The sequence below is a fragment of the Pseudomonas sp. FFPRI_1 genome (genome assembly GCF_055384485.1).
In genome coordinates this window covers 1,076,563-1,102,584 of sequence record NZ_AP029168.1, presented here as the reverse complement: position 1 = coordinate 1,102,584, position 26,022 = coordinate 1,076,563, and the positions used below count along the sequence as shown (strand labels likewise).

Genomic DNA, 26,022 nt, shown 5'->3' with positions numbered 1-26,022 from the left:
AGCGACGCGGGGGCGTGGCGCCCGGGCTCGCCGGCAAGCGGGTTCCTACGGGCGGCGGGCGCTGATCTGGGCGCAGCGGGCCTGGAGCAAGTCGCGCAGCAGCTTCACCGGCTTGCTCAGGTGCGCACGGTGGGTGCACAGCAAGTTCAATGACGCACCTTCGCAGCGCAACTCCGGCAGCAGGATCTGCAAGCGGCCGGCCAGCACATCGGCAGCCACATCCAGCCAGGACTTGTAGGCGATCCCTGCGCCGGCCACAGCCCAGCGCCGCACCACATCGGCATCGTCGCTCAGGCGGTCGCCACTGACGGCGAGGCTCACCTCACGCTTGCCGTCATGAAAGCTCCAGAGGTCGTGAGCCCGACTGTCGAGCATGTACAGCAGGCAGTTGTGCTGGGCCAGTTGCTCCAGCTGGCGCGGCTCGCCGTAGCGGGCCAGGTAGCTGGGGGCGGCACACAGCACCCGGCGGTTGTCCGGGGCCACTGGCAGGGCCACCAGGCTGGAGTCCTCCGGTTCGCCGTAGCGCAGGGCAATGTCCACCGGCTGGCGGAACAGGTCGGCAATCCGGTCCCCCAACAACAGGCGCACGCTGAGTTGGGGATGTTCGCGCTGGAACTCGTCGAGCCAGGGCAGCAGCAGGTTGCGGCCAAAATCCGAAGGGGCAGATAGCTGCAACACACCGCTGACCTGATCCTGACCACTGGCCAGCAGCCGCCGCCCTTCATCCAGGCTGCTCAAGGCCGTCCGGGCGTAGTCGAGAAAGCCCTCGCCCTCGGCGGTCAGGCGCAGGCTGCGGGTGGAGCGGGCCAGCAGGCGCGCCCCCAGGTGTTCCTCGATGCGCTTGAGGGCAGCGCTGGCCACCGCCGGTGAAAGGTCCATGACCCGGGCCGCTGCCGACAGGCTGCCCAGGTCTGCGGCACGCACGAACAACTGCAGGTCATCGAATCGCAGCATGGGGGCTTTCCTGGATTATCAAAAAAATATTGAAAGAGCCTGCTCTTTTAGCCGATTTTATCTTCAGGAAAAATAGCCAATCATTCCTGCCATCACCCAACTCCCTGAGGAAACCCACATGTCCCACGCCTTCACCGCAATTGCCACCCTGATCGCCAAGCCCCAGCAGCAAGACGTTCTCAAGCGCGAGCTCAGCGCCCTGGTCCAGCCCAGCCGCGAAGAAAGCGGCTGCCAGTACTACGAGCTGCACCAGGACGCCGAGCAGCCGGGCACCTTCTACGTGCTGGAGCGCTGGGACGATGAGGCAGCCCTGGAGTTTCACAACAACACCGCGCACTTCCAGCATTTTCTCGCCCAGACCCGCGAGGCGATCGAGCACTTCGCGCTCAAGCGCCTGCAATTGATCGTCTGAGCCTTTTTCCCTACTGATCAGGAATTCACCATGAAAGCCATCGCCTATTACACTTCCCTGCCCATCGATGATCCCAAGTCCCTGCAAGACATCGAGCTGCCCGAGCCCGTGGCCGGCCCCCGCGACCTGCTGGTGGAGGTCAGGGCCATCTCGGTCAACCCGGTGGACACCAAGGTGCGCCAGAACGTCCAGCCCGAAGGTGGTGCAGCCAAGGTGCTGGGCTGGGACGTGGCCGGGGTGGTCAAGGCCGTGGGCAGCGACGTCAGCCTGTTCAAGGTCGGTGACCGGGTGTTCTACGCCGGCTCCATCGCCCGTGCCGGGGGCAATAGCCAACTGCACACCGTGGATGAGCGGATCGTCGGCCACATGCCCAAGAGCCTGGGCTTTGCCGAGGCCGCGGCCCTGCCGCTGACCGCGATCACGGCATGGGAGCTGCTGTTCGAACGCCTGCAGATCCCCCAGGGAACCACCGACCTGGGCCAGAGCCTGCTGATCGTCGGCGCCGCGGGCGGGGTCGGCTCGATCCTCACCCAACTGGCCCGTCAACTGACCGGCCTCAAGGTGATCGGCAGCGCCTCCCGCGAACAGACCCAGGCCTGGGTCCGCGAGCTCGGCGCCCATGCGGTGGTGGACCACAGCCAGCCCCTGAGCACCGAGCTCAAGCGCCTCGATCTGTATCCGGTGACCCATGTCGCCAGCCTGACCCAGACCGACGCTCACCTGGAGCAACTGGTGGAAGCCCTCGCGCCCCAGGGCAAGCTGGCCTTGATCGACGACCCGAAACACCTCGACGTGACCCAGCTCAAGCGCAAGAGCCTGTCGCTGCACTGGGAGTTCATGTACACCCGTTCGCTGTTCGAGACCGCCGACATGCAAGAGCAGCACCGGCTGCTCAACCGGGTCGCCGAGCTGATCGACGCCGGCACCCTGAAGACCACCGTGGGCGAGCACTTCGGCCAGATCAACGCCGCCAACCTGCGTCGGGCCCACGCCCTGCTGGAGAGCGGCAAGGCCCAGGGCAAGATCGTTCTGGAAGGCTTCTAAGGCCGTGACAGACGGCGCCGCCCTTGGCTGACAAGAGGCGGCTGCCGTCAGTCCGAGAGTTGATTTCGGTCATATTTGTGACCGTATTCAGGTCTACACTGGGGTCCCTTGCAGCGCAGTCTTTTACCGTTAGGAGGTCAGCAATGAAGATCCTGATAAAAGAATTGGCAAAACCCCAAGGCTCTCAATGGCAGGTTCGCCTCGACCAGCATGTGGTGACATTCCGCAGTGAAGCAGAGGCCCGGGCCTTCACCCAGACCCTGCAAAGCCGTCTGCAAGCCCCCCACCAGATTCCCCAGAGCCAGCGCGCCGCAGGCTGACTCAGAGCTCGGCGGCCTTTAGCGCCCGGGCATTTTGCAAGCGCCGGGTCATGACCGCCATGCTCACCGCCAGCACACCGCACAGGCTGATGACCATGGCCATCGGCATGGCGCTGCCATCGTGCAGGACACCCACCAGATAGGCCGCGCCCGCGGCCACGCTGAACTGCAGGCAACCGAGCATCGCCGAGGCACTGCCGGCCCGTGCCCCCTGGCCATTCATGGCACAGGCAGCGGCATTGGGAATGATGCAGCCCAGGCTCGCGATGCACACGAACAGCGGCAGAAGCAGCGGCCACAGCGCGCTGGTGTGCAAGGCGCTGATCCCCAGCAGGGTCAGCCCGGCCGCCAGGTAGATCCATACGGTGCGCGCCAGCAGGAAGGCCGGGCCACGCTTGGCCAACAGCCGTGCATTGATCTGCGCGACCAGGATGAAGCCACCGGCATTGATCCCGAAGAACCAGCCGAAATGCTCCGCCGGCACGCCATAGAGCTTGATAAAGACAAAGGGCGAACCGGCGATGTAGGAAAACATCCCGGCGATGGCGATGCCGCCGGTCAGGGCGTGACCGAGAAACACCCGGTCCGCCAGCAACAGGCCGTATTGGCGCAACGCTCCGGACAACGGTAGGCGCGGGCGAGTGGCCGGCATGCTTTCCGGCAGGCCCAGGGCCACCGCCAATCCCGACAGGGCGCTGAACACCGTGAGCATGATGAAGATCGATTGCCAACCGTAGAGGTTGACCAGCAGGCCGCCGAGCATCGGTGCCAGGATCGGTGCCAGGCCCATCACCAGCATCAGCTGGGAGAACACCTTGGCCGAACCCACCGCATCGCATTTATCGCTGACCACCGCCCGGGAAATCACCATGCCGGCGCAACCGCCCAGGGCCTGGACGAAGCGTGCGCCAATCAGCCATTCAAGGTTGGGCGCGTAGGCGCAGGCCAGGGATGCCAGGGTGAACAGCCCCACCCCGACCAGCAACGGCAGGCGCCGGCCAAAACGGTCGGCCACCGGGCCATAGGCCAGCTGGCCGATGGACAGGCCGAGGAAATAGGCCGCCAGGGTCAGCTGAACGTGTTTTTCATCGGTGCCGAAGGCCAGGGCCATCGACGGGAAAGCCGGCAGGTAGAAGTCGATGGCCAGAGGGCCGAACGCGCTCAGGGCGCCGAGAATCAGGATTGTACGGAGGTTCATGGCATCCAAACGAACGTCGGGTCAGCGGTGCGACAGTCTAGCCGCGCTTGGACGCCTTGAACATTCCGATAGGTCGCTAACTATTAAAAAGACTCAGGCAACCTGCACCGCGTAGCCTTCCTCGCTGATCAGGCTGATGACTTCGTCGCTGGACAGACGGCTCTCGACCCCGACTTCCTTGGCGGCCAGATCCACCCGCACGGTGGCCGCCGGGTCCTTGCTTTGCAGTGCCTGGGTGATGGCTCGCACGCAGTGGCCGCAGGACATGCCTTGAACATTGAATACTTGCATCGTGCTTCTCCTGTATTGGGTTGAGCGCAGTCTTGTCCTTGCCACCATGGCAAGGTCAAGTTCCGGATCAATCTGCCGGGCTGGAAATCATCGCCGCGCTCGGCCAAGCTGCACGTCTTACGACATCACAGCAGGAGATTCAGCCATGCGCTGGTCAACGTTCAGCCTCCTCGGCCTCCTTGGCCTGTTCGCGACAGCGCCATCGGCACTGGCCGCCGGAGAGGACTACGGGGTCTTGATCATTTCCAGGGAGCGCCTGGAAGTCGCCACCTCCTGCGAGATCGGCCTGTACATCCAGGACCAGCTCTCCGGCCGGCTGTTCCAGGAACAGAGCGTCTCCTTCAACCTGCCGCCGGGAAAAGTCTCACTGCGCCTGAAGCTGCTGCCGGGCCAGGCTCCGGGCTGCAACCCAGGCCTGCTGGCCCCGGGTTCCCAGGACATCAGCCTGCGCGCTGGCGACGTGCTGAAGTTCCGCATCGCCATGGGCCAATCGGGCATGTACCTCAAGCCGGCCGCCCTGGAATACTGACGCCCCCTGCCCTGTAGGCTTCCAGCCCGTTGCCCCCGAGCCCTGCCCTCCCTGGCAGCGCCCCTGGGACAAAGTGAAGCACCTGTAAAATGCCCCCTTGACCTTGCCTGCGTGGCAAGGTTGATCCTGTGGGCAACATTTACAGGGAGTGCCAGCCATGCCTGAATCAATCACCTTCGACCTGCCGATTGCCGGCATGACCTGCGCCAGTTGCGCCGGGCGCGTGGAGCGCGCCCTGGGCAAGGTGGCCGGCACCGGCGCCGTCAGCGTCAACCTGGCCACCGAGCAGGCTCGGGTCGAAGCCCCAGGCGACAGTCTGCCCGCCTTGCTCGAAGCGGTGGAAAACGCCGGCTACAGCGTGCCGGTGCAGAGCCTTGAACTGACCATCGGCGGCATGACCTGCGCCACCTGCGCCGGGCGCGTCGAACGGGCCTTGAACAAAGTGCCCGGGGTCCGCAACGCCAGCGTCAACCTGGCCACCGAACGGGCCCACATCGAAGGGCTCGGCCAACTCGATCCGGCGCAGTTGATCAATGCCGTGACCAAGGCCGGCTACTCCGCCAGCCTGTGGCAGGCCGAACAGGCTCGCAGCGACGACCCGCAGCAGCACTTGCGCCGTGAACGCTGGAGCCTGGTGCTGGCCATCCTCCTGGCCCTGCCCCTGGTGCTGCCGATGCTGGTGCAACCCTTCGGCCTGCACTGGATGCTCCCGGCCTGGGCCCAATTCGCCCTGGCCACTCCGGTGCAGTTCATCTTCGGTGCGCGCTTCTACGTGGCGGCCTGGAAGGCCGTGCGCGCCGGCAGCGGCAACATGGACCTGCTGGTGGCCCTGGGCACCAGCGCCGGCTACGGCCTGAGCCTGTACGAATGGGCCACCGCCCCGGTCGGCAGCATGCCGCACCTGTACTTCGAAGCCTCAGCGGTGGTCATCGCCCTGGTGCTGCTGGGCAAGTACCTGGAGAGCCGGGCCAAGCGCCAGACCGCCAGTGCCATCCGCGCCCTGGAGGCCCTGCGCCCCGAGCGGGCGATCCAGGTGATCGACGGTCGTGAGCAGGATGTGGCCATCAGCGCCCTGCGCCTGGGTGACCTGGTGCTGGTAAAGCCCGGTGAACGCTTCCCGGTGGACGGCGCGGTCATCGAAGGCCAGAGCCACGCCGATGAGGCGCTGATCAGTGGTGAAAGCCTGCCGGTGCCCAAGCAGCCCGGCGACACCGTCACCGGTGGCGCCATCAACGGCGAAGGGCGCCTGCTGGTTCGGACCCAGGCCCTGGGGGCGGAAACCGTCCTGGCACGCATCATTCGCCTGGTGGAAGACGCCCAGGCCGGCAAGGCTCCGATCCAGAAGCTGGTGGACAAGGTCAGCCAAGTGTTCGTCCCGGCGGTGCTGGTACTGGCGTTGTTTACCCTGGTGGGCTGGTGGCTGTACGGCGCACCGCTGGAAACCGCGGTGATCAATGCCGTGGCAGTGCTGGTGATCGCCTGTCCTTGCGCCCTGGGCCTGGCCACGCCCACCGCGATCATGGCCGGCACCGGCGTCGCCGCTCGCCACGGCATCCTGATCAAGGACGCCGAAGCCCTGGAGCGGGCCCATGAAGTCAGCTCGGTGGTCTTCGACAAGACCGGCACCCTGACCTCGGGCACGCCACGCATTGCCCACCTGCAAGCGGTGGAAGGCGACGAGGGCACCCTCTTGCAACAGGCCGGCGCCCTGCAGCGCGGCAGTGAACACCCCCTGGCCAAGGCAGTGCTGGACCTGTGCCAGGAACGCCAACTGCCGGTGGCCGATGTCAGTGCCAGCCAGTCCCTGACCGGACGCGGCATCGCCGGCACCCTGGACGGCCGCCAACTGGCCCTGGGCAACCGGCGCCTGCTGGAAGAAAGCGGCTTGAACCCGGGCGACCTGGCGCAAGCGGCCCAGGACTGGGAGCACGAAGGCCGGACCCTGTCCTGGCTGATCGAACAGAGCCCGCAACCCCGGGTGCTGGGCCTGTTCGCCTTTGGCGATACCCTCAAGCCGGGCGCCCTGCAGGCGGTGCAACAACTTAGCGCACGACACATCAGCAGCCACCTGCTGACCGGTGACAACCGCGGCAGCGCCAAGGTGGTGGCCGAGGCCCTGGGCATTACCGACGTGCATGCCGAGGTGCTGCCGGCGGACAAGGCCGCGACCGTGACCGAGCTGAAGAAGACCGGGGTGGTGGCGATGGTCGGCGACGGCATCAACGATGCCCCGGCGCTGGCCGCAGCGGACATCGGCATCGCCATGGGCGGTGGCACCGACGTTGCCATGCACGCAGCCGGTATCACCCTGATGCGCGGCGACCCGCGGTTGATCCCGGCCGCCCTGGAGATCAGCCGCAAGACCTACGCAAAAATCCGCCAGAACCTGTTCTGGGCCTTCGTCTACAACCTGATCGGCATTCCGCTGGCGGCCTTCGGCCTGCTCAACCCGGTACTGGCCGGGGCCGCCATGGCCCTGTCCAGCGTCAGCGTGGTGAGCAATGCGCTACTGTTGAAAACCTGGAAGCCCAAAGACCTGGAGAACGCCGAATGAACATCGGCCAAGCAGCCCGAAAGAGCGGCCTGAGCGCCAAGATGATCCGTTACTACGAGTCCATCGGCCTGCTCAAGCCGGCGCACCGCAGCGACAGCGGCTATCGCCTGTACGGCGACGACGACCTGCACAGCCTGGCGTTCATCAAGCGCTCCCGGGACCTGGGGTTCTCCCTGGAAGAGGTCGGCAAGCTGCTGACCCTGTGGCAGGACCGCCAGCGGGCCAGCGCTGATGTGAAAGCCCTGGCGCGCCAGCACATCGATGAACTGAACCGCAAGATCCGCGAACTGGCCGGCCTGCGCGACACCCTGCAGGACCTGGTGGAACACTGCCAGGGCGACCACCGTCCGGACTGCCCGATCCTCAAGGAACTGGCCTCCGGCAGTTGCTGCCACTCCTGAACATGCCCGGGGCCCGGCGGGCGTGCTGCAGGCCCGGGCACCAGCCTCGCTGCGGCCGTTGCCTGCAGGGCCTTGGGGCGCTCTGCGGCAGCGCGGCGCGGGGCCTCAGGGCCCCGCCGCGGGAAAGTTTCAGCGCATAAAAAATCCGGCCAAGGCCGGATTTTTCATGCTCACTGCATCCAGGGCGGAGGCGGTGGTTCTTCGGCTTTGCCTGGCGGCACTTCGTCAGCCGCACGCAATGCCCGGCGGCGCTCGTCGTCCAGACGCGCAGCCTCGATCTCGCGGATCACGCTGCCGACATCCGCCAGCTCTTCAGGGTCATCGAATTCGCCGCTCAGCACGCTCCCCGGGTGCAAGGTGCCAGCCTCGTACAAGGCCCACATTTCCTTGGCATAACGAGTGCGCTTGAGCTCCGGGGCGAAACGCCCGAAGTAGGAAGCCATGTTGCCGACGTCACGCTCAAGCATGCTGAACGCGTGGTTGTTGCCGGCCGCATCCACCGCCTGGGGCAGGTCGATGATCACCGGGCCGTCGGGGCCCAGCAGCACGTTGAACTCGGACAGGTCACCGTGCACCAGTCCGGTACACAACATCAGCACGATCTGGGAAATCAGGAAGGCGTGATATTCACGGGCCTGCTCCGCGTCCAGCACCACATCGTTCAGCCGCGGCGCGGCATCGCCGTACTCGTCGGACACCAGCTCCATGAGCAGCACGCCTTCGAGGAAGTCGAACGGCTTGGGTACCCGGACCCCGGCATTGGCCAAACGAAACAGGGCCGCCACTTCGGCGTTCTGCCAGGCGTCCTCGGTTTCCTTGCGGCCAAATTTGGACCCCTTGGCCATGGCCCGTGCCTGGCGACTGTTGCGGACCTTGCGGCCCTCCTGGTACTCCGCCGCCTGACGGAAACTGCGTTTGTTCGCCTCCTTGTAGACCTTGGCGCAACGTAGCTCGTTGCCGCAGCGCACCACATACACAGCTGCCTCTTTACCACTCATGAGTGGGCGCAGCACCTCGTCTACCAGACCGTCTTCGATCAGCGGTTCAATGCGTTTTGGAGTCTTCATCAGCTTTTATTGTGGGTCCCTTGTTACCAAACACGCGAAAGTCACTCGTTATACGGCAATCCTCCCACGACGGGAAAGGGCTGCCGACCACCGAACGACAGCAATGCACTCAATGTGCCAGATCAATCCATCGACACCGCCGAAGATCATAGCCGAGACTCCAGCCTGCAAGCCCCGGCCAAGGCAGCAAGTTTGCCGCCGCCCGAGGCCCGCCCTCGACTCCCTCGGCAAGGTTTTTTCTCCGGGCGGCTCAACATTCCGCCGCACCCGCCGAAGTCATCAGAGACAGAGGGAGTTTGTCCGACAATCCAATAAAGACGCCAGCAACCGGCCAAGGTTCGATCCTCGCCTGCTCGGCCTCGTTCTCAGGGACTGCAATCAGCGCCATCTTTCAAGCTGCCCATAATCCGCGAGTCGCCAGCACTTCGTGGTCATACAAAAATTAGGAGCGCGGATGAACATCAAGCAGAAACTCACCTGGGCCTTCGCCGTCATCGCCTGCCTGCCCGTGGTGCTGGTCGCCACACTGGTGGTAATGAACCTGCGCAGCGATGCCAGGGACAGCTTCGTCGACAACAGTGGCCGGGAGATTCGCCAGGTCAGCAATGCCATGCAGATCTTCTTCGATGGCATCAGCCAGAACGTCGACTACCTGGCCTCCCAACCCCTGATCGCCAACACTGACGCCAGCCTGAAGAACTACGGCAGCGCCGATGCCGAGCAGATCCCCCAGGGCGAGATGGACAAGCAGGTATTTGCCTTGCTGGAGCGCCTGGGCACCAGCCATCCGGCCTACGCCTACGCGATCATCGGCACCCAGGCCGGCGGCTACGTGTCCTGGCCGGATGATCCCAAGCTCAACAACTACGACCCGCGCCAGCGCCCCTGGTACAAGGCGGCCATGGCCAACCCGGGCAAGTCGTTTCGTACCGCGGCCTACTATTGGGCCACCGACAACGCAACCTATGTCAGCACCGTGCGCACCGTGGCCAACAAGCTGGGCAGCCCCGGCGGCGTAGTGAGCATCGACGTGACCCTCAAGCAGCTCACCGAGATCGTCAAGCAGATCAAGCTCGGCGAATCCGGCTACCTGATGCTGATGGAGAACAACGGCACGGTGCTGGTGGACCCCAAGCAACCGGAACACAACTTCAAGACCCTGGACAGCCTCGGCGACGGTTACGCGCAACTGGCCAAGGCCGGCAAGGGCCTGGTGAACGTGGAGATCAACGGCGAGCACTACATGGCCAACGTCTGGCCCTCGGAGCAGTTGGGCTGGACCTTCATCGGCCTGATCAAGCAGAGCGAAGTCATGGGCTCGGCCACCCAGCTGACCTGGATCATCGGCATCATTGCCGGGGTCCTGGCGCTGGTGTTCGCGGTGGTCGGGGCCAGTTTCGCCAGCCTGATCGTGCGCCCGATCCGCAGCGTCGCCAGCGGCCTGGAAGGCATCGCCCAGGGTGAAGGCGACCTGACCCGGGACCTGAATATCCGCGGCAGCGATGAAACCGCGCAACTGGCCAGCTGGTTCAACCAGTTCCTCGCGGCCATTCGCAACCTGATCCAGAACATCGGTCAGGCAGCGCAGAAGATCCTCGCCACCTCCCATTCCTCGACCCAGGTCTCCAACGACATGGCCGAGGCCGCCGGGCGCCAGCGCGAAGCCGTGGACATGGTGTCCACCGCGTTCCATGAAATGGTCGCCACCGCCAACGAGGTGGCCCGCTCCTGCAGCCAGGCCGCCGAGTCGGCCGACAGTGGCCAGCGCCAGGCCCGGGAAGGCCAGCAGCAGATCGACGACGCCGTGCACAGCGTCGACCGCCTGAGCCAGGAAATCGAACAGTCGGCGCAGTCGATGCAACAGCTGGAGCGCGACAGCAACGATATTCAGTCGATCCTCGGCACCATCCGCTCGATCGCCGAGCAGACCAACCTGCTGGCCCTCAACGCCGCCATCGAAGCGGCCCGGGCCGGCGAGCAAGGACGCGGCTTCGCCGTGGTCGCCGACGAAGTGCGGGCCCTGGCCAAGCGCACGGCCGACTCCACTGCCGAGATCGACGGTTTGCTCGGCAACCTGGCCAAGCGCACCAGCGCCGTGACGCAGCAGATGCATGCCAGCCTGGAAGTGTCCCAGCAATCGGTGAGCCGCATCGGCCTGGCACGCAACAGCTTCGGGCAGATCCGCGAATCGGTGGACGTGATCCGCGACATGAACACCCAGATCGCCACGGCTGCGGAAGAGCAGCACCAGGTGGCGGAAGACATCAATCGGCACATCAGCCAGATCCATGGCGATGCGCAACTGGTGGCGGAACTGGCCAACTCGGCGCGCCTGGACTCCCAGAGCCTGGCCGGACTGTCCAACGAACTGGACAGCCTGGTGCGGCGCTTCAAGACCTGATGACGCTTTCGCCGGCAAGCCGGCTCCTACGGATTATCGGCATTTCTGTGTAGGAGCCGCTGGCCGGCGAATGCCTCGAACCTCAGCGCTCGATGATCGCCGTAACGCCTTGCCCGCCCGCCGCACAGATCGAGATCAGCCCGCGGCCCTGCCCCGCCACACTCAGCAGCTTCGCCAGGTTGGCAACGATGCGCCCACCGGTGGCGGCAAAGGGATGCCCCGCCGCCAGGGAGCTGCCTTTGACGTTGAGCCGGGCCCGGTCGATGCTGCCCAGGGGGGCGTCGAGGCCCAGGCGGGTCTTGCAGTATTCGGGGTCCTCCCAGGCCTTGAGGGTGCACAGCACCTGGGCTGCGAAGGCTTCGTGAATCTCGTAGTAGTCGAAGTCCTGCAGGCTCAGGCCATTGCGCGCCAGCAAGCGCGGCACTGCGTACACCGGCGCCATCAGCAGGCCTTCGGCGCCGTTGACGAAGTCCACCGCCGCGGCCTCGCCGTCACGCAGATAGGCGAGGATCGGCAACCCGCGCTCCCTGGCCCATTGCTCACTGCCCAGCAACACCAGGGAGGCGCCATCGGTCAACGGCGTCGAGTTGCCGGCGGTCAGGGTGCCGCTACCACTGCGGTCGAAGGCCGGCTTGAGGCTGGCGAGTTTTTCCAGGGTCAGGTCCGGGCGCAGGTTGTTGTCCCGGGTCAGGCCGAGGAACGGCGTGAGCAGGTCATCCTGCCAGCCCTCGGCATAGGCGGCAGCCATGTTCTGATGACTTTGCAGGGCCAACTGATCCTGCTCGGTACGGGGGATGTTCCAGGTCTTGGCCATCTGCTCGCAGTGCTCGCCCATGGACAGGCCGGTGCGCGGTTCGCCGTTGCGCGGCAGCTCCGGCTTGAGGTGATGAGGCCGCAGTTGCAGCAGAGTCTTGAGCTTGTCGCCCGTGCTCTTGGCCCGGTTGGCCTGCAACAGGATCTTGCGCAACCCTTCATTGACACCGATCGGCGCATCCGAGGTGGTGTCCACGCCCCCGGCAATGCCGCAGTCGATCTGCCCCAGGGCGATCTTGTTGGCCACCAGCAACGCCGCCTCCAGGCCAGTGCCGCAGGCCTGCTGGATGTCGTAGGCCGGGGTGGTGGGCGACAAGCGCGAGCCCAGCACGCATTCCCGGGTCAGGTTGAAATCCCGGGAGTGCTTGAGGACTGCCCCGGCCGCCACTTCACCGATCCGCAGGCCATGCAGGTTGTAGCGCTCGATCAGGCCCTCCAGGGCGGCGGTGAGCATTGCCTGGTTACTCGCAGTGGCGTAGGGGCCATTGGAGCGGGCAAAGGGGATGCGGTTACCGCCGATGATCGCGACGCGACGCAGCTGTGTCATGGAAAGCTCCCTATTGTGTGAGTGCGACTACGGTGAGTACCTCCTCCACTAGCGTAGGAGGGATCTGGCTGATCGAACGACCCGGGGCCATTCATGGTCCACACTTTGAACCCCAGCCTTCGGAGTGCGTTCCATGTCTGACCGTTATATCGACTTCGCCAACTCGTCCATCGGCCAGCGCCTGGTCGGGGCCCTTGGCCTGCCGTCACCGGTACGCCTGGAGCGCTGGCAGGCCGGCCGCCTGCGCCCCATCGAAGGCGCCTTGCTGATCGGCGGTGGCCGCCTGGCCCAGCAGGTCAGCAGCCTGGCCCCACGGCTGACGGAGGGGATCTACAGCTATGGCATCGAACCCGCCCTGGCCACCCCCTGGATTCCCGGACATGGCCCCAAGCTCAAGGCGGTGGTGTTCGATGCCAGCGAGCTGCTGCACACCGACCAGCTCAAACAGTTGCGCGAGTTTTTCCAGCCGCTGCTGAGAAACCTCGAGCCCAGCGCGCACCTGGTGATCCTCGGGCGCGCCCCGGAAACCCAGGAGACGCCCTTTGCTGCCAGCGCGCAAAGGGCCCTGGAGGGCTTCAGTCGTTCCCTGGCCAAGGAGCTGAGAGACGGTGCCACCCTGCAACTGCTGTATGTGGGAGCCGGTGCCGAAGACCAGTTGGAAGGAGCCCTGCGGTTCTTTCTCTCCCCCAAGAGCGCCTTCATCTCCGGGCAGGTGATCCGCCTGCAGCCGTGCACCGCGCAGGTCCGGGACTGGAGCCGCCCACTGGCCGGACGCAAGGCCCTGGTCACCGGCGCCGCGCGGGGCATCGGCGCGGCCATCGCCGAGACCCTGGCCCGGGACGGCGCCCAGGTGCTGCTGCTCGATGTGCCCCCGGCCCAAGCCGACCTCGAGGCCCTCGCCGCCCGTCTCGGCGGGCGTGCAATCAGCCTGGACATCTGCGCCGAAGACGCCCCCAGCCAATTGATCGAACAACTGCCTGAGGGCATCGACATCCTGGTGCACAACGCCGGTATCACCCGGGACAAGACCCTGGCCAACATGACCCCGGAATTCTGGGACGCCGTGCTGGCGGTGAATCTCCATGCGCCCCAGGTGCTGACCCAGGCCCTGCTGGACAGCGGCCGCCTGCATGAGCACGGGCGGGTGATTCTGCTGGCCTCCATCAGCGGCATCGCCGGCAACCGCGGACAGACCAACTACGCTGCGAGCAAGGCCGGCTTGATCGGCCTGGCCCAGGCCTGGGCACCGCAGCTGCAGGACCGGGACATCAGCATCAACGCCGTGGCACCGGGGTTCATCGAGACCCAGATGACCGCCAAAGTGCCCTTCGCCCTGCGCGAAGCCGGGCGCCGCATGAGCTCCCTGGGCCAGGGCGGCTTGCCCCAGGATGTCGCCGAGGCCGTGGCCTGGCTTGCCCAGCCGGGCAGCGGCGCGGTCAGCGGACAAGCCCTGCGGGTTTGCGGCCAGAGCGTCCTGGGAGCCTGAACATGACAAACCACTGGCACGAACTGAATATTCCTTCGCCCCTGCCCCCGCTGTATCTCAAGGCAGCCATGCGCCGGCGGATCAACGGCACGCAGTTGCCCGACCAGGGCCTGCGCTGCTGGATCAGCCTGGACCCCAGGCAACTGCTGGCTTACCGCAAGGTCTGTGGTTTCACCGACGACGGCTTGCTGCCCGCCACCTACCCCCACGTGCTGGCCTTCCCCTTGCAGATGCAACTGCTGACTGCCCGGGACTTTCCCTTTCCGCTATTGGGGCTGATTCACCTGGCCAACCGGATTCGGGTGATGCGGCCCATGGGCAATGTCAGCAGTGTGCGGGTCGGCGTCCATGTGGAAAATCTGCAACCTCACGCCAAAGGCGCGGTGTTCGACCTGGTGACAACCGTGGACGACCTGCTGGGTCCGCTATGGGAGGCGCAAAGCCGGATGCTCTGTCGTGGCGTCCAGCTGCCAGGAGAGCCTGCGCAGCCGCCCTCGTTCTCGACCGCAGGGCTTGATGACCTGAGCCACTGGCGGGCCGAAAGCGATATTGGCTGGCGCTACGCCAAGGTCTCCGGCGACTACAACCCGATCCACCTGAGCGCCTGGAGTGCTCGACTGTTCGGCTTTCCCCAGGCCATCGCCCACGGCCTGTGGAACAAGGCACGCACCCTGGCAGCGCTGAGCGAACACCTGCCGGCAGCGAACCTGGACATCCGCGTGCAGTTCATCAAGCCAGTGCTGTTGCCAGGCGAGGTACGCTTGCAAGCCAGCGCGGCCGGCTCAAGCGGTGCACTGCGACTGATGGGCAACGGCGACCTGCAGCACATGCTGGGTGGTTGGCAGCCAATCGCCTGACAGGCCCTCAGCCCCTGCGGATCAAGACCACACCCGCGACGATCAGCAGCAATCCGGCAATCTTGCCGAGGCTGACCGGCGCCTCGCGAAACCCCACCCAGCCGAAGTGATCCAGGGCCAGGGCCATACCCAGTTGGCCAGCCAGCACCAGTGCCATGAACAGCAAGGCACCGATCCTGGGGCCGGCAAAAGCGGCGGTGGTGATAAAGAACACCCCTAGCAGACCGCCGCACCAATGCCACCAGGTCAGCTCCTTGAGGGCGCTCAGTGTCGGCATTTCGCGCTGCAGCAACACCAGCACCAGCAACGCTACGGTGCCAACCAAGAAGGAAATCAACGCAGCGGCCAGCACACTGCCAACCTGCTTGGCCAACTGGCCATTGATCCCGGCTTGCAGGGCCAGGAAGGCGCCGGCAAAAAATGGCAGGCACAACAGCCACCAGACAGGGCTCGGCATCATGAACTCCAAGGAAACTTCGGTCGTGCAGTATAGATCAGGACATGTTCGGGAAGTCTTTCAACAAAACTAGTCGACGGGTAGAAAGTTATAACCGGCCGTTAACGCCAGGAGCAAAGCCCATCAATTGTATATATACAACTTTAGTTGACCAGGCCTGCATCAGCCCCAACAAAAACAATCAACATATTGATTTAAAAAGCATCTCTTAAAACAAAAGCCATCAACCAATACTTTATTACTAGCTACTTGTAGGGCAATAACCTCCCCAAGAATAAGTCATTAATACCAAGCTCATAATTGTTCAAACTCTTTCCCGAGCCTTTTATGTAGACAACGGACGAAGGCATCTCCAGCACAAGAACTGGGGGGCTATCGAAACAACGAACGTTGTAACAGGTGCAAGGAATATCTCTCATGAAAACTCAATTCGGATGGAAAGCATGTACAGCACTGGCCCTGATCCTGACCCTCAGCCTGGCAGGCTGCAGTGGCGGTGGCGGCGGCCATAAGAGCAGTTCCAGCAGCTCGTCCCCTGCCAGCGCGGGAGGAGGAACTGATGGTGGAACCGGCGGCGGCACTGATGGTGGTACTGGCGGTACGGGTGGTGGCACAGGTGGCACTGGAGGCGGCACTGGCGGTACAGGTGGTGGTACGGGCGGTGGCACGGGCGGGACCGGTGGCGGCACGGGTGGCACTGGAGGTGGGACCGGTGGCGGCACTGGAGGTACTGGCGGTGGTACCACCGGCACAACCTTGACCACCAGCACTCTGGTATCTGACCTGGGCACCACCGTCAGCGGCGTGGGTACAGGCGTTAGCAACCTGGGCAACTCCCTGTCGACTGTTCCAGTGGTCGGCGGTGTCGTGCAAAGCGCCGTCAACACCACCGGCAACGTAGTGGACACCGTGGGCGATGGCTTGACCGACGGCCTCGGCAAGCTGGGCACCGATCCCAAGGCCCTGAGCAAGACCACCGCCACCGTTGGCAATGTGGTCAGCGACGTGGGCACCGGCGTCACTGATCTAAGTGGCAAGCTGGCTACCGCTACCCAGAGCGTTCCAGTGGTCGGCGGCGTAGTCACCAAGGTCGCACCGGTACTCGGCGGCGTCGGCGCTCGGGTGACCATGCTCGGCAATACCCTGAGCACCGTCACCAGCAGCGGCCCCCTGGGCACCCTGACCGATGGCGTAGGCGACCAGGTACTGGTGCCGGTGGTGAGCCTGGCGGAAGGCTTGACCGGCAATGTCGGCAGCGCCACTGGCCTGGGCACTCCGGTCAAAGGCTTGCTCAATGGCGTGGCCGGGGCCGTGGACAGCACCGGCGATAAAATCAGTGGCACCGGCAACGGCAACCCTGTGACCAGCCTGCTGGGTAATGCCCTAAGCAATGGCAGCACCGCAGTGGGCGCCGCAGGCGGCTATGTGAGCGCCGGAAGTGGCAGCGGCACAGGCAGCGGTGGCACCGGCGGTATCGGTGGTATCGGCGGCAACAACGGCCTGCTGGAAACCGTCGGCGGTGCCGTGGCCAACCTGAGCAACGGCCTCAACGCCGGCAACACCAACGGTACCGTCAGTGCCGGCGGCGTCACCGGCAGTGCCGCGGGCGGTCTGATTGCCTCGGTAGGCGGAGCCCTCGGCGGCAGCGGCACCCCGAACCTGGTGGTTTCCGCCCCCCTGGCCAGCGTTGGCGTCAGCCTGGGTTCGGCGCTCAATCCAGTGACCAGCTCGGTCACCGGTCTGACCCAGCAAGTGGGAGCAGCCACAGGTCTTGGCGCACCGGTCAGCGGCCTGCTGGGCCAGGTCGGCGGCGCCGTCAGCAACGTCGGCAGCAATGTTGCCGGCAGCACCGGCACCAATCAGGTAGGCACTGCCCTGGGTAGCACCCTGGGCGCAGTGGGCGGCACCGTGGCCTCGGTCGGCGGCCTGGTCAACGGCGGCACAGCCCCTAGCGGCGGCTTGCTCGGTGGCCTGGGTGTGGGTGTCGGCGCCAGCGCCGGTGCCAGCGGCAGCGCATCCGCCGGAGCCAGCGGCGGCCTGGGTGGAGTGCTGGGTGGCTTGACCGGCGCCCTGGGCGGCAGCAAAAAATAATTTGCACCTGGCCGATTCGACGGCCTCACCTACAGCGCCTACGCTTGGTTGAGGGCGAGAGATTCAAGTGAGTCTCTCGCCTTTTTGTTTATCCAGAGCATGACATCCCGGTGTCAGATCCGGGCCCAGCCCCGAGCGACACTTGGCATGAGGATGTTTAGCACCGCCGCAGATTGACCATGGAGTGTCCTATGCGCACGTTGGCCGGCTTGTTGTTACTTGGATGCTGCACTTCCGCTTTTGCCGACTCTCTTCCCCGCTTCCTCAACAGCAACGACAGTATCAACAACCTGCCGATGCCGAACCTTCCGGTAGACGCCTACCGCCCGGCAACTCCGCAACTGCAACTGCCCGACCAGCCCGGGCCCGCCCAGGGACAGCAGCCGCTGATGATGGGTACCAAGGTCACGGTGCGCCAGGTACAGATCGAAGGCGGCACCCTCTACCCCCTGGAAGAACTGGCAGCGATCTACCAGCCCCTGATCGGGCATGAGACCAGCTTCGGCCAACTGATCGAAGCCACTCGCAGCATCACTCGCCGCTACCAGAACGACGGCTACCTGCTCTCCTATGCCTTCATGCCGCAGCAGAATCTAGACCAGGGCACCCTGCGCGTGGTGCTGGTGGAAGGCTACATCCGTGACTACCAACTGCAGGGCGACATCGGTCCGGTATCCGCCTACCTGGACAAGCTGGTAAGCAAGCTCAAGGCCGAGCGACCGCTGACGCGCAAGACCTTCGAACGCTACACAACCCTGATGAGCCGGGTTCCCGGAGTGACCCTGCAGGCCGTGGTTCCCCCGCCCGGAACCACCGACGGCGCAACCCGCCTGGTGGCCGTGGCCAGCCGCAAGTCCATCGCCACCACCCTCAACAGCACCGACGACAACCGCAATGGGCTGCAGGCCCTGGTGGGCATCACCAGCAACTCGCAAACCGCCTGGGGCGAGCAGCTCAGCCTCAGCGGCCTGTTCCCCCCTGGCAAGGACAAGGAGCACTACTACCGCCTCGACTACAGCCAGTTGCTAGGGTCGGAAGGGACCCAGTTGACCCTCAGTGGCGCGCGCTACCGCAGCGACCCCCACAGCAACCTGCAACTGGACAACGGCCTCGAACTGGAACCCCATCGCGAGAACGACCGCGCCTCCATCGGAGTCAGCCACCCCTTCATTGCCTCCCCCACTGAAATGCTCACCGTCGGCACGCGTCTGTATGCGGTAAATGACAAGACCCGCTACAAGCTCACCAGCGCCCCGCTGACCCTGGAAGAAAAAACCGATATCCGCGCTTTGGCGCTGGAGAGTGACTGGAGCAAATCAGACCCCCGCCAGTTGCGGATCCTCAGCGCCGGTCTGTACCGGGGCCTGGACAGCATGGGTGCCAAGACCAACAACGCGTTGTACGACCTGGACTTCTTCCGCCTGCGTCTGGCCGGGGTGCAAAGCAACCGTTTCTTCGACAACTGGCAAGGAGTACTGTCCGGCGCCCTGTACTGGAGCCAGGACAACCTGCCCGACAGTGAACGCGCGAGTTTCGGCGGCCAGAACTTCGCCCGCGGCTATCCCGATGACCAGGCTACCGGCGACAAGGGCTGGGGCGTGGCCTATGAAGTGAACTACAGCTTCAACCGTGAAGGCCCCTGGGTGCGGGTGCTGCAACCCTACGTGGTGTTCGACCGCTCCAAGACCTGGTTCAACCAGCTACCGGTCAAGGGCAGCAGCCTGTCCTCCGCGGCCTTCGGTTTGCGCTTCGGCGACGCCAAGCACTACAACATCGCCCTGGAAGCAGCCAAGGCCATGTCCGACGAAGCCCTGGACACCTACAACCGCCGGCCGCGCTACACCCTGAGCTTCAGCTACCAACTCTGAGCGACAGCCCATGCATGAGGCCTGCTGTCGAGCGGGTCTCATGCACGGCCAGCCACAGGCTCGGCGTCAGGCTCAACCCACAGGAGCCAAAACCGGGCCACGGCTGAGCCGAAAACAGAGGAACCTACTGAGGGGCGATCCAAGCCTTGAGCGGAGCTGGAACTCAGGGGCCAACCACATGCAGGCGAGGCTCGGGAAACAGGTTGTTGAGAGTTTCCAGCAGGCGCACGTGATAGATCGGTTTGCGGAACAGGTCCAGCACCTGCAGGCGCAACAGGTCACTGACGTCGTCCATGTCGGCATGTCCCGACATGACGATCACCGGCAGGTGCTGGCGTGAAGTGTGTTCGCGCAGGCGCTTGATCAGCGACAGGCCGCTTTCCTCCGGCATGCGCAGGTCAGTGATGACCAGCGCAATGTCAGGGTGGCGAGTGAGATGCTCCAGTGCCAGCTTCACCGAGGTCGCGGTGAAGCAGCAAAAACCCTCACCTTCCAGCAACTCGGCAAGTTCCATCAGCGCGTCCTCTTCGTCATCCACAAGAAGAAGTTGCTGGCGTGGGGTGGGGGGCGTGTTCATCAACGTTACCTTGAGCGGACTGTCCGGCGATCCGTACTGCTAGAGCAACCAAGAAGCTCAAGGGGTGGGACGGACGACAGTGGCACCTCCCAGAGCGACCAGTATGTTGTTGAAGATGGCCAGTACCCGGTCTCCCAGGGGAGTCACGAACGCCACCACGACCACGGCCACCATGGCGACCACGATTGCGTATTCGATGGCTGAAGCGCCTTCGGTACGGTCAAAAAACAGGCGCGCTCTGAGAAACAGATATTGAAGGATCATCCTAGCTCTCCTTAGCGCCAGACGGCGCCGATAAAACCGCACCGGCATGAATTTCCCCGGTGCCATCTGAGCATTGTCAACAAAGGACGGGCCAGCAACTGTAAGAACGAATTAATCATTAAGTATTAATTGGAAGGTTAACGCCAAAAATCCACCCGCTATGACATCACCTCTACTTTCGATAGCTATTTTTTGGCCAGTTAATGGCATTTCGTCCTAGCTCTACTACCTTCACATAGCGAAATAGTTGCATGTTCATAGCTGCCTGATTGCGAAATCGACTCATTTGGAAGCACGGGCGTTGGTAGTGCAGCAGGAAAGGGAGAGCCTTCATGAACAGTCGCGTCACCATGGGTCTGGCCGGGCTTCTGCTGGTGGGTGCGGTGTTTTTCGGCTACTGGGGCCTGGTACTCAGCCGCCAGCCTGCACCGACACCAGCGCCCCAACCGGCGCCCCCCAGCGTCATCGAACAAACCACTGCCAGTGCCGAAGACCAGACCCGCCAACCGGTGGTGGTCCTGGTGCGCGATGTGCCGCCTTTTGTCCCCCTGAGCGCCACCGATCTGGCGCTGGAAAAACTGCGCACCGCCCCTGCCGGCAGCCTTACCGCCATCAGCCAGGCCGTGGGTCGCACGCCCTGGCGGCAATTGAATGCCGGGACCTGGCTCAACGAACAGAGCTTCGACAGCGGCGGCGCCCTGGCGCGAATGATCCACGGTGATGAGCGAGCCATGGCGGTTGCGGTCGATGAAGTGATAGGCGCAGCCGGCCAACTGAGCCCGGGTGATTATGTCGACGTGCTGCTGTTCCTGCGCCAGGACACCAGCAACCCGCAGCAGTCGGCACAGATCGCGGTGCCGGCCATGCGCGTCTTGGCCGTGGGCGAGCAATTGGGGCTGACCAATGACGGACAGCCCGCCTCCCCCACCCTGAGCAGCGACGAGAAGCTCAAGCAGGACCAGCGCCGGATGGCGGCCCGGACGGTAGTCCTGGCGGTTCCCGAAGCCCTCTTGAGCCGGTTGATGCTGGCCACCCAGGTCGGTGTCCTGCGCCTGGCAGTACGCAGCAGCGAGGAGCAGCGCCTGGCTCACTACTGGGCCGGCACCCCGGACGCCGGTGAACACCTCGATGCAGCCAACAGCAACCTGTTCCAGTTCACTCAACTGGCCCTCGGCAGCGCTCCCCGCAGTCCGGTCGCCCACGGTGGCGCCCCCCGATCGGCGGTGGAGGTGATCCGTGGCAACCAGGTCACTCAACAAACTCCCTGATTGAGCAAGGATGCACTACATGCGCAGTCGTTCCATGCCGTTGTTCACCGCTCTGCTGACCCTGGGCCTGGGTCAATTGTTCTGGAATCAGGCCCTGGCCGCACCGGCGGGCTGCTCGAACCTTGCCCCCCTGCCAGCGGTACTGGAGGTTGGCGAAGGCTTGCAACAGGAACTGCAATCCCCGGTGGCCATTACCCGCCTGGCCATTGGTGATCCGAAGATCGCCGACGTGCATGCCAACGGCAACCATGCCTTTCTCCTCACCGGCATGGCCCCTGGCGCCACCAGCCTGATGGTCTGGACTCCCTGCTCCGGCACTCCACGCCAGAGCATGGTGTTCGTCCAGGGCCGGGCTACTGCCGACATGGCCACCACCGGCCTGCCCATGACGGACGACCCGCTCCTCCCCAGCCAGGTACAGACCGACATTCGCTTCGTCGAGGTGAGCCGCACCAAACTCAAGGAGGCCAGCGTCTCGATCTTCGGTCATGGCAACAACTTCCTGTTCGGTGCACCCGGTACCGCCCCGACCACCAGCGGCTCTTCCGGTAACGTCACTCCGACCTTCGGCGGCCGGCGCAACAGCATTCCCCTGGACAATGGCACCTTCAACATCGGCTTCGGCAATGGCCGGGTGCTGACACTGATCAATGCCCTGGAAGGCAGCGGCTTCGCCTACACCCTGGCCCGCCCGTCCCTGGTGGCCCTCAGTGGCCAGAGCGCAAGCTTCCTCGCCGGTGGTGAAATCCCGATCCCGGTGCCCAGTACCGGCAGCAACAGCGTGACCATCGAATACAAGGAGTTCGGCATTCGCCTGACCTTGACCCCGACCATCGTCGACCGTGGCCGCATATCCCTGAAAGTCGCCCCCGAGGTCAGCGAGCTGGACTACAGCAACACCGTGAACATTGCCGGGACCCAAGTCCCGGCCCTGACCATTCGCCGCACCGATACCAGCATTTCCCTGGCCGACGGCGAAAGCTTCGTCATCAGTGGCTTGATCAGCACCCGCAACAGCTCCCAGGTGAACAAGTTTCCAGGGTTGGGGGACATTCCGGTCATCGGTGCCTTCTTCCGCGACACCTCGATCAATCGCGAGGAACGGGAGTTGCTGATGATCGTCACCCCCCACCTGGTCCAGCCCCTGGCCGCCGACGCCAAGCTGCCCGCCCTGCCTGGCGAACGCCTGCGCAGCTACGACCCGAACTTCTATCGCATGTTCTTCCTCGAGAACGGCAACTTCGACAAGCGCAGTGGGCTGTCGCAATGAGCCAGAGCCTGAGCCAGACATTCCTCGCCATCACCCGCAACAGCACCGATCTTGAGTGGCTGCAAGGGGCCCTGGCGCCCCTGGGCCAGGTCGTGGGGACCGCTGGCAGCCTGGACGAACTGCTGGCACTGGTGGACGTGACCTTCGCCAACCTGGTGTTCGTCGGCCTCGATCGCGAACACGTGGTGGCCCAGGCAGCACTGATCGAGGGCGCCCTGGAAGCCAAGCCGATGCTGGCGATCGTCGCCCTGGGCGATGGCATGGACAACCAACTGGTGCTCAACGCCATGCGTGCTGGCGCTCGAGACTTCGTGGCCTACGGTTCACGCTCCAGCGAGGTTGCCGGCCTGGTCAGGCGCCTGAGCAAACGCCTGCCGGCGGTCACGCCCAATACCCAGCTGGGGGGGCTGACCGTGCTCTACGGCACCCAGAGCGACGGCGACGGCGCATTACTGGCCGGGCACCTGGCGCTGGTGGTGCAAAAAAGCGGCCAGCAAACCCTGCTGCTGGACCTCGGCCTGCCCCGGGGCGACAGCCTGGCCCTGATGGGACTGGAAAGCTCGTTCCACTTTGGCGATGCCCTCAGGCATCTGCGGCGCCTGGACGCGACCCTGATCGACAGCGCCTTCACCAGTACCGACTCGGGTTTGCGGATTCTCGCCTACGCCAGTCACGACGAGCCCCTGGAACACACCAGTGCGGCAGAGCTGTACATGTTGCTCAGCGCCTTGCGCCAGCACTTCCAGCACATCGTGGTGAACCTTGCCGGGCAACCGGACAGCGAAGCCCTGCGCACCTTTGTCAGCCATTGCGACAAGTTGCTCTGGCGTACCGACCAGAGCGTGCTCGACTGCCGACGCAACCTGACGGTGCTCAACCACTGGCGGGAAAAAGGCATGAAGCTCGAACATGCCCGCCTGCTGGTGGACCGTTACCTGCGCGCAGTCGCGCCGGACTCCGAAACCCTGGGCAAGACCTTCGCCCTGGAAGTGATCGCGGTACTGGCCTACAGCCCGGAAGTCCGCCTGAACGCCAAGAACCAGGGCGTCAGCCTGTTTGAACTGGCCCCCCGCGAGGCCCTGACCCAAAGCCTGAAAACCCTGGGTGAGCGACTGGCCAAGCGCTCCGAAGGCCTGCCCCAGCCCAAGGCCGGCTGGCTCAATCGGATCATGGGGGGCAAATGAGCGGCGAAAAACTCTTTGGCGCCACCACTCGCGCGGCCCCGGGCAACAGTGACCACGAAGGCCTGAAACTGGTGTTGCACCGCTACATCATCGATGCCATCGAAGAGTCGGGGAAAAACCTGCTGGAAAGCTCCCGGCAGAACCTCTCGCAGTTCGTCATCGACAAGGTGGCGGAATACATCGCGCGCATGCACCTGGCCATTTCCCGCTACGAGATGGAGCGCCTGGCGGAAGAAATCGTCGATGAACTGACCGGCTTCGGCCCTCTGGAAGTGCTGCTGCGTGACCCGGCAGTGACCGAGATCCTGGTCAATGGCCCGCACCGGGTGTTCGTCGAGCGCGAGGGCGTGCTGCACCAGAGTGACTTGCGCTTCATCGACGCCCACCATGTGGAGCGGGTGATGCAGCGAATTCTCGCGCCCCTGGGCCGCCGCCTCGACGAATCCTCGCCAATGGTCGACGCCCGCCTGCCGGACGGCAGCCGGGTCAATGCAATCATCCCGCCGATCGCCCTGGACGGTCCCTGCCTGTCAATTCGTAAATTCCGCAAGGACATGCTCAACAGCAGCGACCTGATCGCCATGCAAACCATTGACCAGGCGATCTTCGAGTTCATCCAGGAGGCCGTGGGCAAGCGCTGCAACATCCTCATCAGTGGCGGTACCGGTACCGGCAAGACCACCTTGCTGAACATTCTCAGCCAGCTGATCAACCCCTACGAGCGTCTGGTCACCATCGAAGACGTGGCCGAGTTGCAACTGGGGCACCCCCACGTGGTACGCCTGGAGACCCGCCCGCCGAATGCCGAGGGCCATGGCGAGGTCAAGGCCAGCGACCTGATCCGCAACGCCCTGCGGATGCGTCCCGACCGGATCATCCTCGGCGAGATTCGCGGCGTGGAAGTGCTCGACGTCCTGACCGCGATGAACACCGGCCACGACGGTTCCATGAGCACGGTGCACGCCAACAACGCCCAGGACGCCCTGCTGCGCCTGGAAACCCTGGTGGGCCTGACCGGACGCCAAGTGGCCGAGCGCACCCTGCGCCAGATGATCTGTGCGGCGCTGGACGTGGTGATCCAGTTGACCCGCCTGCCCGACGGCCGGCGCTGCGTCAGCGAAGTCGTGGAAGTAGTGGGCATTCGCGAAGACATCTATGTCACCAATACGCTGTTCCGCCTGGACCGACGCAGCGGCTTCGGCTTCCAGCGCGAGGCGCTGAATCCGGCCGGTGACAAACTGCGGCGCGAGAGCGGGCTGGGCGTCAATTGAAACGACGAGGTGGCCCATGATCGGCCTGCTACTTACCTTGATCTGCCTGCTCCTGCTGGGGCTTTCCGGATGGCTGTTCTATCACGGGGTGCGCAAGACCGAGCGTGAGCGGGTTCTCAATCGGCTGGCCGAAGGGCAACCCGACCTCAAGGTGCAACGCAGCTCCTGGAGCGGCCTGGAGCGAGCCTTTGCCCGTGCCGGCCTGGGCCAGCCCAATGAACGCCTGGGCCTGTGGCTGGCGGTCTGGGTGGCGCTGGCGCTGCTGGGCTACCTGATGGCGGATTGGCTCGGCCTGCTGGGCGGTCTCCTCGGTCCGCCCTTGCTCCTGCGGCTGTACATCGCCTGGCTGTACCAGCGCCGGCTCAAGCGCATGATCGAGCAGTTGCCCGCCTTGCTCGACCACAGCGTGCGCAGCCTGAAGTCCGGCCGCACCCTGGCCGATGCGGTACTCGGCGCCATTGAGGCCAGCAACGATCCACTGAAGCAGGCCATGGGCCGGGTCCAGCGCAACGTGCAACTGGGGGTCAACCTGCCGGAGGCGGTCAGTGATTTTGCCGAGTTCTACGAGCAGGACGAATTGCGCATGTTCGCACTCGGCTTGAAGGTCAATCACCGCTATGGCGGCAATGCCAGCGAGTTGCTGGAAAACCTGATCAAACTGATCCGCGAACGTGAGCAAGGGGCCCGGCAATTGAGTGCGATGACCGGGGAGACCCGCATGACGGCCTGGGTCCTGGGGCTGCTGCCGCTGATTCTGGTGAGCTATTTCATGGCCACCAATCCGGGCTACATGCTCGGCATGTGGCACGACTCCGCCGGACAGAAAATGCTGATCACTGCCGTGTGCCTGCAGATCTTCGGCTGCCTCGCCCTTTGGCGCATGTTGAGGAGTATCTGA

Annotated in this window: 24 protein-coding genes and 1 pseudogene; 17 read left to right on the top strand and 8 right to left on the bottom strand. The window is 64.4% G+C overall.

All coding sequences use genetic code 11. The features are described 5' to 3' along the window. Positions 1-45 precede the first annotated feature (45 nt). Complete coding sequence (locus tag ACZ5BO_RS04880) at positions 46-954, bottom strand: LysR family transcriptional regulator (RefSeq protein WP_464698523.1); 909 nt, start codon at positions 952-954, stop codon at positions 46-48. Between the two features lie 118 nt (positions 955-1,072). Between ACZ5BO_RS04880 and ACZ5BO_RS04875 the strand changes: the two genes are divergently transcribed. The 3 genes from ACZ5BO_RS04875 to ACZ5BO_RS04865 all read left to right on the top strand — a co-directional run bounded on the left by ACZ5BO_RS04875 (position 1,073) and on the right by ACZ5BO_RS04865 (position 2,730). Continuing rightward, positions 1,073-1,366 (top strand): putative quinol monooxygenase, encoded by a 294-nt coding sequence (locus tag ACZ5BO_RS04875; RefSeq protein WP_464698521.1) that lies wholly within the window; start codon positions 1,073-1,075, stop codon positions 1,364-1,366. A gap of 30 nt (positions 1,367-1,396) precedes the next feature. Then, the gene (locus tag ACZ5BO_RS04870) at positions 1,397-2,410 is read left to right on the top strand and encodes a zinc-binding alcohol dehydrogenase family protein (RefSeq protein WP_464698519.1); all 1,014 of its coding nucleotides are present in this window, start codon (positions 1,397-1,399) and stop codon (positions 2,408-2,410) included. Positions 2,411-2,553: 143 nt separating this feature from the next. Beyond that, the gene (locus tag ACZ5BO_RS04865) at positions 2,554-2,730 is read left to right on the top strand and encodes a hypothetical protein (RefSeq protein ID WP_177330305.1); all 177 of its coding nucleotides are present in this window, start codon (positions 2,554-2,556) and stop codon (positions 2,728-2,730) included. Between the two features lies 1 nt (position 2,731). Here the strand turns inward: ACZ5BO_RS04865 and ACZ5BO_RS04860 are convergent, their stop codons facing one another. Beyond that, positions 2,732-3,928 carry a multidrug effflux MFS transporter gene (locus ACZ5BO_RS04860; RefSeq protein ID WP_025130607.1) on the bottom strand — a complete coding sequence of 399 codons (1,197 nt, stop codon included), beginning with the start codon at positions 3,926-3,928 and terminating at the stop codon, positions 2,732-2,734. Positions 3,929-4,021: 93 nt separating this feature from the next. After that, the gene (locus ACZ5BO_RS04855; protein WP_025130606.1) at positions 4,022-4,219 is read right to left on the bottom strand and encodes a heavy-metal-associated domain-containing protein; all 198 of its coding nucleotides are present in this window, start codon (positions 4,217-4,219) and stop codon (positions 4,022-4,024) included. Positions 4,220-4,364: 145 nt separating this feature from the next. On the opposite strand from ACZ5BO_RS04855, the gene ACZ5BO_RS04850 reads away from it, so the two are divergent. From ACZ5BO_RS04850 to cueR, 3 genes are all read left to right on the top strand, one after another. Then, entirely contained in the window at positions 4,365-4,748 is a 384-nt protein-coding gene (locus ACZ5BO_RS04850; protein ID WP_025130605.1) for a hypothetical protein, read from the top strand. A 157-nt stretch (positions 4,749-4,905) separates the two neighbouring features. Then, positions 4,906-7,302, top strand: a complete 2,397-nt coding sequence (locus ACZ5BO_RS04845) for a heavy metal translocating P-type ATPase (RefSeq protein WP_464698516.1) — start codon at positions 4,906-4,908, stop codon at positions 7,300-7,302. Beyond that, positions 7,299-7,703, top strand: a complete 405-nt coding sequence (gene cueR / locus ACZ5BO_RS04840; protein WP_025130603.1) for a Cu(I)-responsive transcriptional regulator — start codon at positions 7,299-7,301, stop codon at positions 7,701-7,703. The genes ACZ5BO_RS04845 and cueR overlap by 4 nt, the downstream gene beginning before the upstream one ends. Before the next feature lie 170 nt (positions 7,704-7,873). Here cueR and ACZ5BO_RS04835 read toward each other — a convergent pair whose 3' ends face one another. Beyond that, positions 7,874-8,770, bottom strand: coding sequence for a PA4780 family RIO1-like protein kinase (locus ACZ5BO_RS04835; RefSeq protein WP_025130602.1), 897 nt, complete (start codon positions 8,768-8,770; stop codon positions 7,874-7,876). Between the two features lie 454 nt (positions 8,771-9,224). Between ACZ5BO_RS04835 and ACZ5BO_RS04830 the strand changes: the two are divergent. Continuing rightward, positions 9,225-10,313 (top strand): annotated as a pseudogene (locus tag ACZ5BO_RS04830) (cache domain-containing protein); the annotation flags it as partial. A 90-nt stretch (positions 10,314-10,403) separates the two neighbouring features. Beyond that, complete coding sequence (locus ACZ5BO_RS04825; protein ID WP_371261346.1) at positions 10,404-11,171, top strand: methyl-accepting chemotaxis protein; 768 nt, start codon at positions 10,404-10,406, stop codon at positions 11,169-11,171. 82 nt (positions 11,172-11,253) lie between these two features. Here ACZ5BO_RS04825 and ACZ5BO_RS04820 read toward each other — a convergent pair whose 3' ends face one another. After that, positions 11,254-12,531 (bottom strand): acetyl-CoA C-acetyltransferase, encoded by a 1,278-nt coding sequence (locus ACZ5BO_RS04820; RefSeq protein WP_464698513.1) that lies wholly within the window; start codon positions 12,529-12,531, stop codon positions 11,254-11,256. 133 nt (positions 12,532-12,664) lie between these two features. On the opposite strand from ACZ5BO_RS04820, the gene ACZ5BO_RS04815 reads away from it, so the two are divergent. Together ACZ5BO_RS04815 and ACZ5BO_RS04810 are read left to right on the top strand one after the other, a co-directional pair. Next, complete coding sequence (locus ACZ5BO_RS04815) at positions 12,665-14,017, top strand: 3-oxoacyl-ACP reductase (RefSeq protein WP_025130599.1); 1,353 nt, start codon at positions 12,665-12,667, stop codon at positions 14,015-14,017. 2 nt (positions 14,018-14,019) lie between these two features. Next, entirely contained in the window at positions 14,020-14,874 is an 855-nt protein-coding gene (locus ACZ5BO_RS04810) for a MaoC/PaaZ C-terminal domain-containing protein (RefSeq protein ID WP_464698511.1), read from the top strand. Between the two features lie 7 nt (positions 14,875-14,881). Here ACZ5BO_RS04810 and ACZ5BO_RS04805 read toward each other — a convergent pair whose 3' ends face one another. Continuing rightward, positions 14,882-15,331 carry a DMT family transporter gene (locus ACZ5BO_RS04805; RefSeq protein ID WP_025130597.1) on the bottom strand — a complete coding sequence of 150 codons (450 nt, stop codon included), beginning with the start codon at positions 15,329-15,331 and terminating at the stop codon, positions 14,882-14,884. A gap of 417 nt (positions 15,332-15,748) precedes the next feature. On the opposite strand from ACZ5BO_RS04805, the gene ACZ5BO_RS04800 reads away from it, so the two are divergent. After that, positions 15,749-17,422: a collagen-like triple helix repeat-containing protein gene (locus ACZ5BO_RS04800; RefSeq protein WP_464698509.1), complete on the top strand. Its 1,674-nt coding sequence runs from the start codon at positions 15,749-15,751 to the stop codon at positions 17,420-17,422. 191 nt (positions 17,423-17,613) lie between these two features. Then, on the top strand, positions 17,614-19,290 hold the full coding sequence (locus ACZ5BO_RS04795) for a ShlB/FhaC/HecB family hemolysin secretion/activation protein (RefSeq protein ID WP_464698507.1): 1,677 nt from the start codon (positions 17,614-17,616) through the stop codon (positions 19,288-19,290). A 163-nt stretch (positions 19,291-19,453) separates the two neighbouring features. On the opposite strand, the gene ACZ5BO_RS04790 is transcribed toward ACZ5BO_RS04795, so the two are convergent. After that, positions 19,454-19,867 (bottom strand): response regulator, encoded by a 414-nt coding sequence (locus ACZ5BO_RS04790; protein WP_025130594.1) that lies wholly within the window; start codon positions 19,865-19,867, stop codon positions 19,454-19,456. A 57-nt stretch (positions 19,868-19,924) separates the two neighbouring features. Further along, positions 19,925-20,131, bottom strand: a complete 207-nt coding sequence (locus ACZ5BO_RS04785; RefSeq protein ID WP_464698505.1) for a Flp family type IVb pilin — start codon at positions 20,129-20,131, stop codon at positions 19,925-19,927. A 332-nt stretch (positions 20,132-20,463) separates the two neighbouring features. Here ACZ5BO_RS04785 and cpaB point away from each other — a divergent pair, with 332 nt between their 5' ends. Genes cpaB through ACZ5BO_RS04760 form a run of 5 tightly spaced genes read left to right on the top strand, consistent with a single transcriptional unit; the run spans position 20,464 to position 26,022 of the window. Beyond that, positions 20,464-21,399, top strand: coding sequence for a Flp pilus assembly protein CpaB (gene cpaB / locus ACZ5BO_RS04780; protein ID WP_025130591.1), 936 nt, complete (start codon positions 20,464-20,466; stop codon positions 21,397-21,399). 19 nt (positions 21,400-21,418) lie between these two features. After that, positions 21,419-22,669 (top strand): type II and III secretion system protein family protein, encoded by a 1,251-nt coding sequence (locus tag ACZ5BO_RS04775; protein ID WP_025130590.1) that lies wholly within the window; start codon positions 21,419-21,421, stop codon positions 22,667-22,669. After that, positions 22,666-23,853: an AAA family ATPase gene (locus tag ACZ5BO_RS04770; RefSeq protein WP_464698502.1), complete on the top strand. Its 1,188-nt coding sequence runs from the start codon at positions 22,666-22,668 to the stop codon at positions 23,851-23,853. The genes ACZ5BO_RS04775 and ACZ5BO_RS04770 overlap by 4 nt, the downstream gene beginning before the upstream one ends. Next, positions 23,850-25,124, top strand: a complete 1,275-nt coding sequence (locus ACZ5BO_RS04765) for a CpaF family protein (RefSeq protein ID WP_025130588.1) — start codon at positions 23,850-23,852, stop codon at positions 25,122-25,124. Before ACZ5BO_RS04770 ends, ACZ5BO_RS04765 begins: the two co-directional genes overlap by 4 nt. A 16-nt stretch (positions 25,125-25,140) precedes the next feature. Then, a complete protein-coding gene (locus ACZ5BO_RS04760) occupies positions 25,141-26,022 on the top strand; it encodes a type II secretion system F family protein (protein WP_464698500.1) in 882 nt (293 codons plus the stop codon).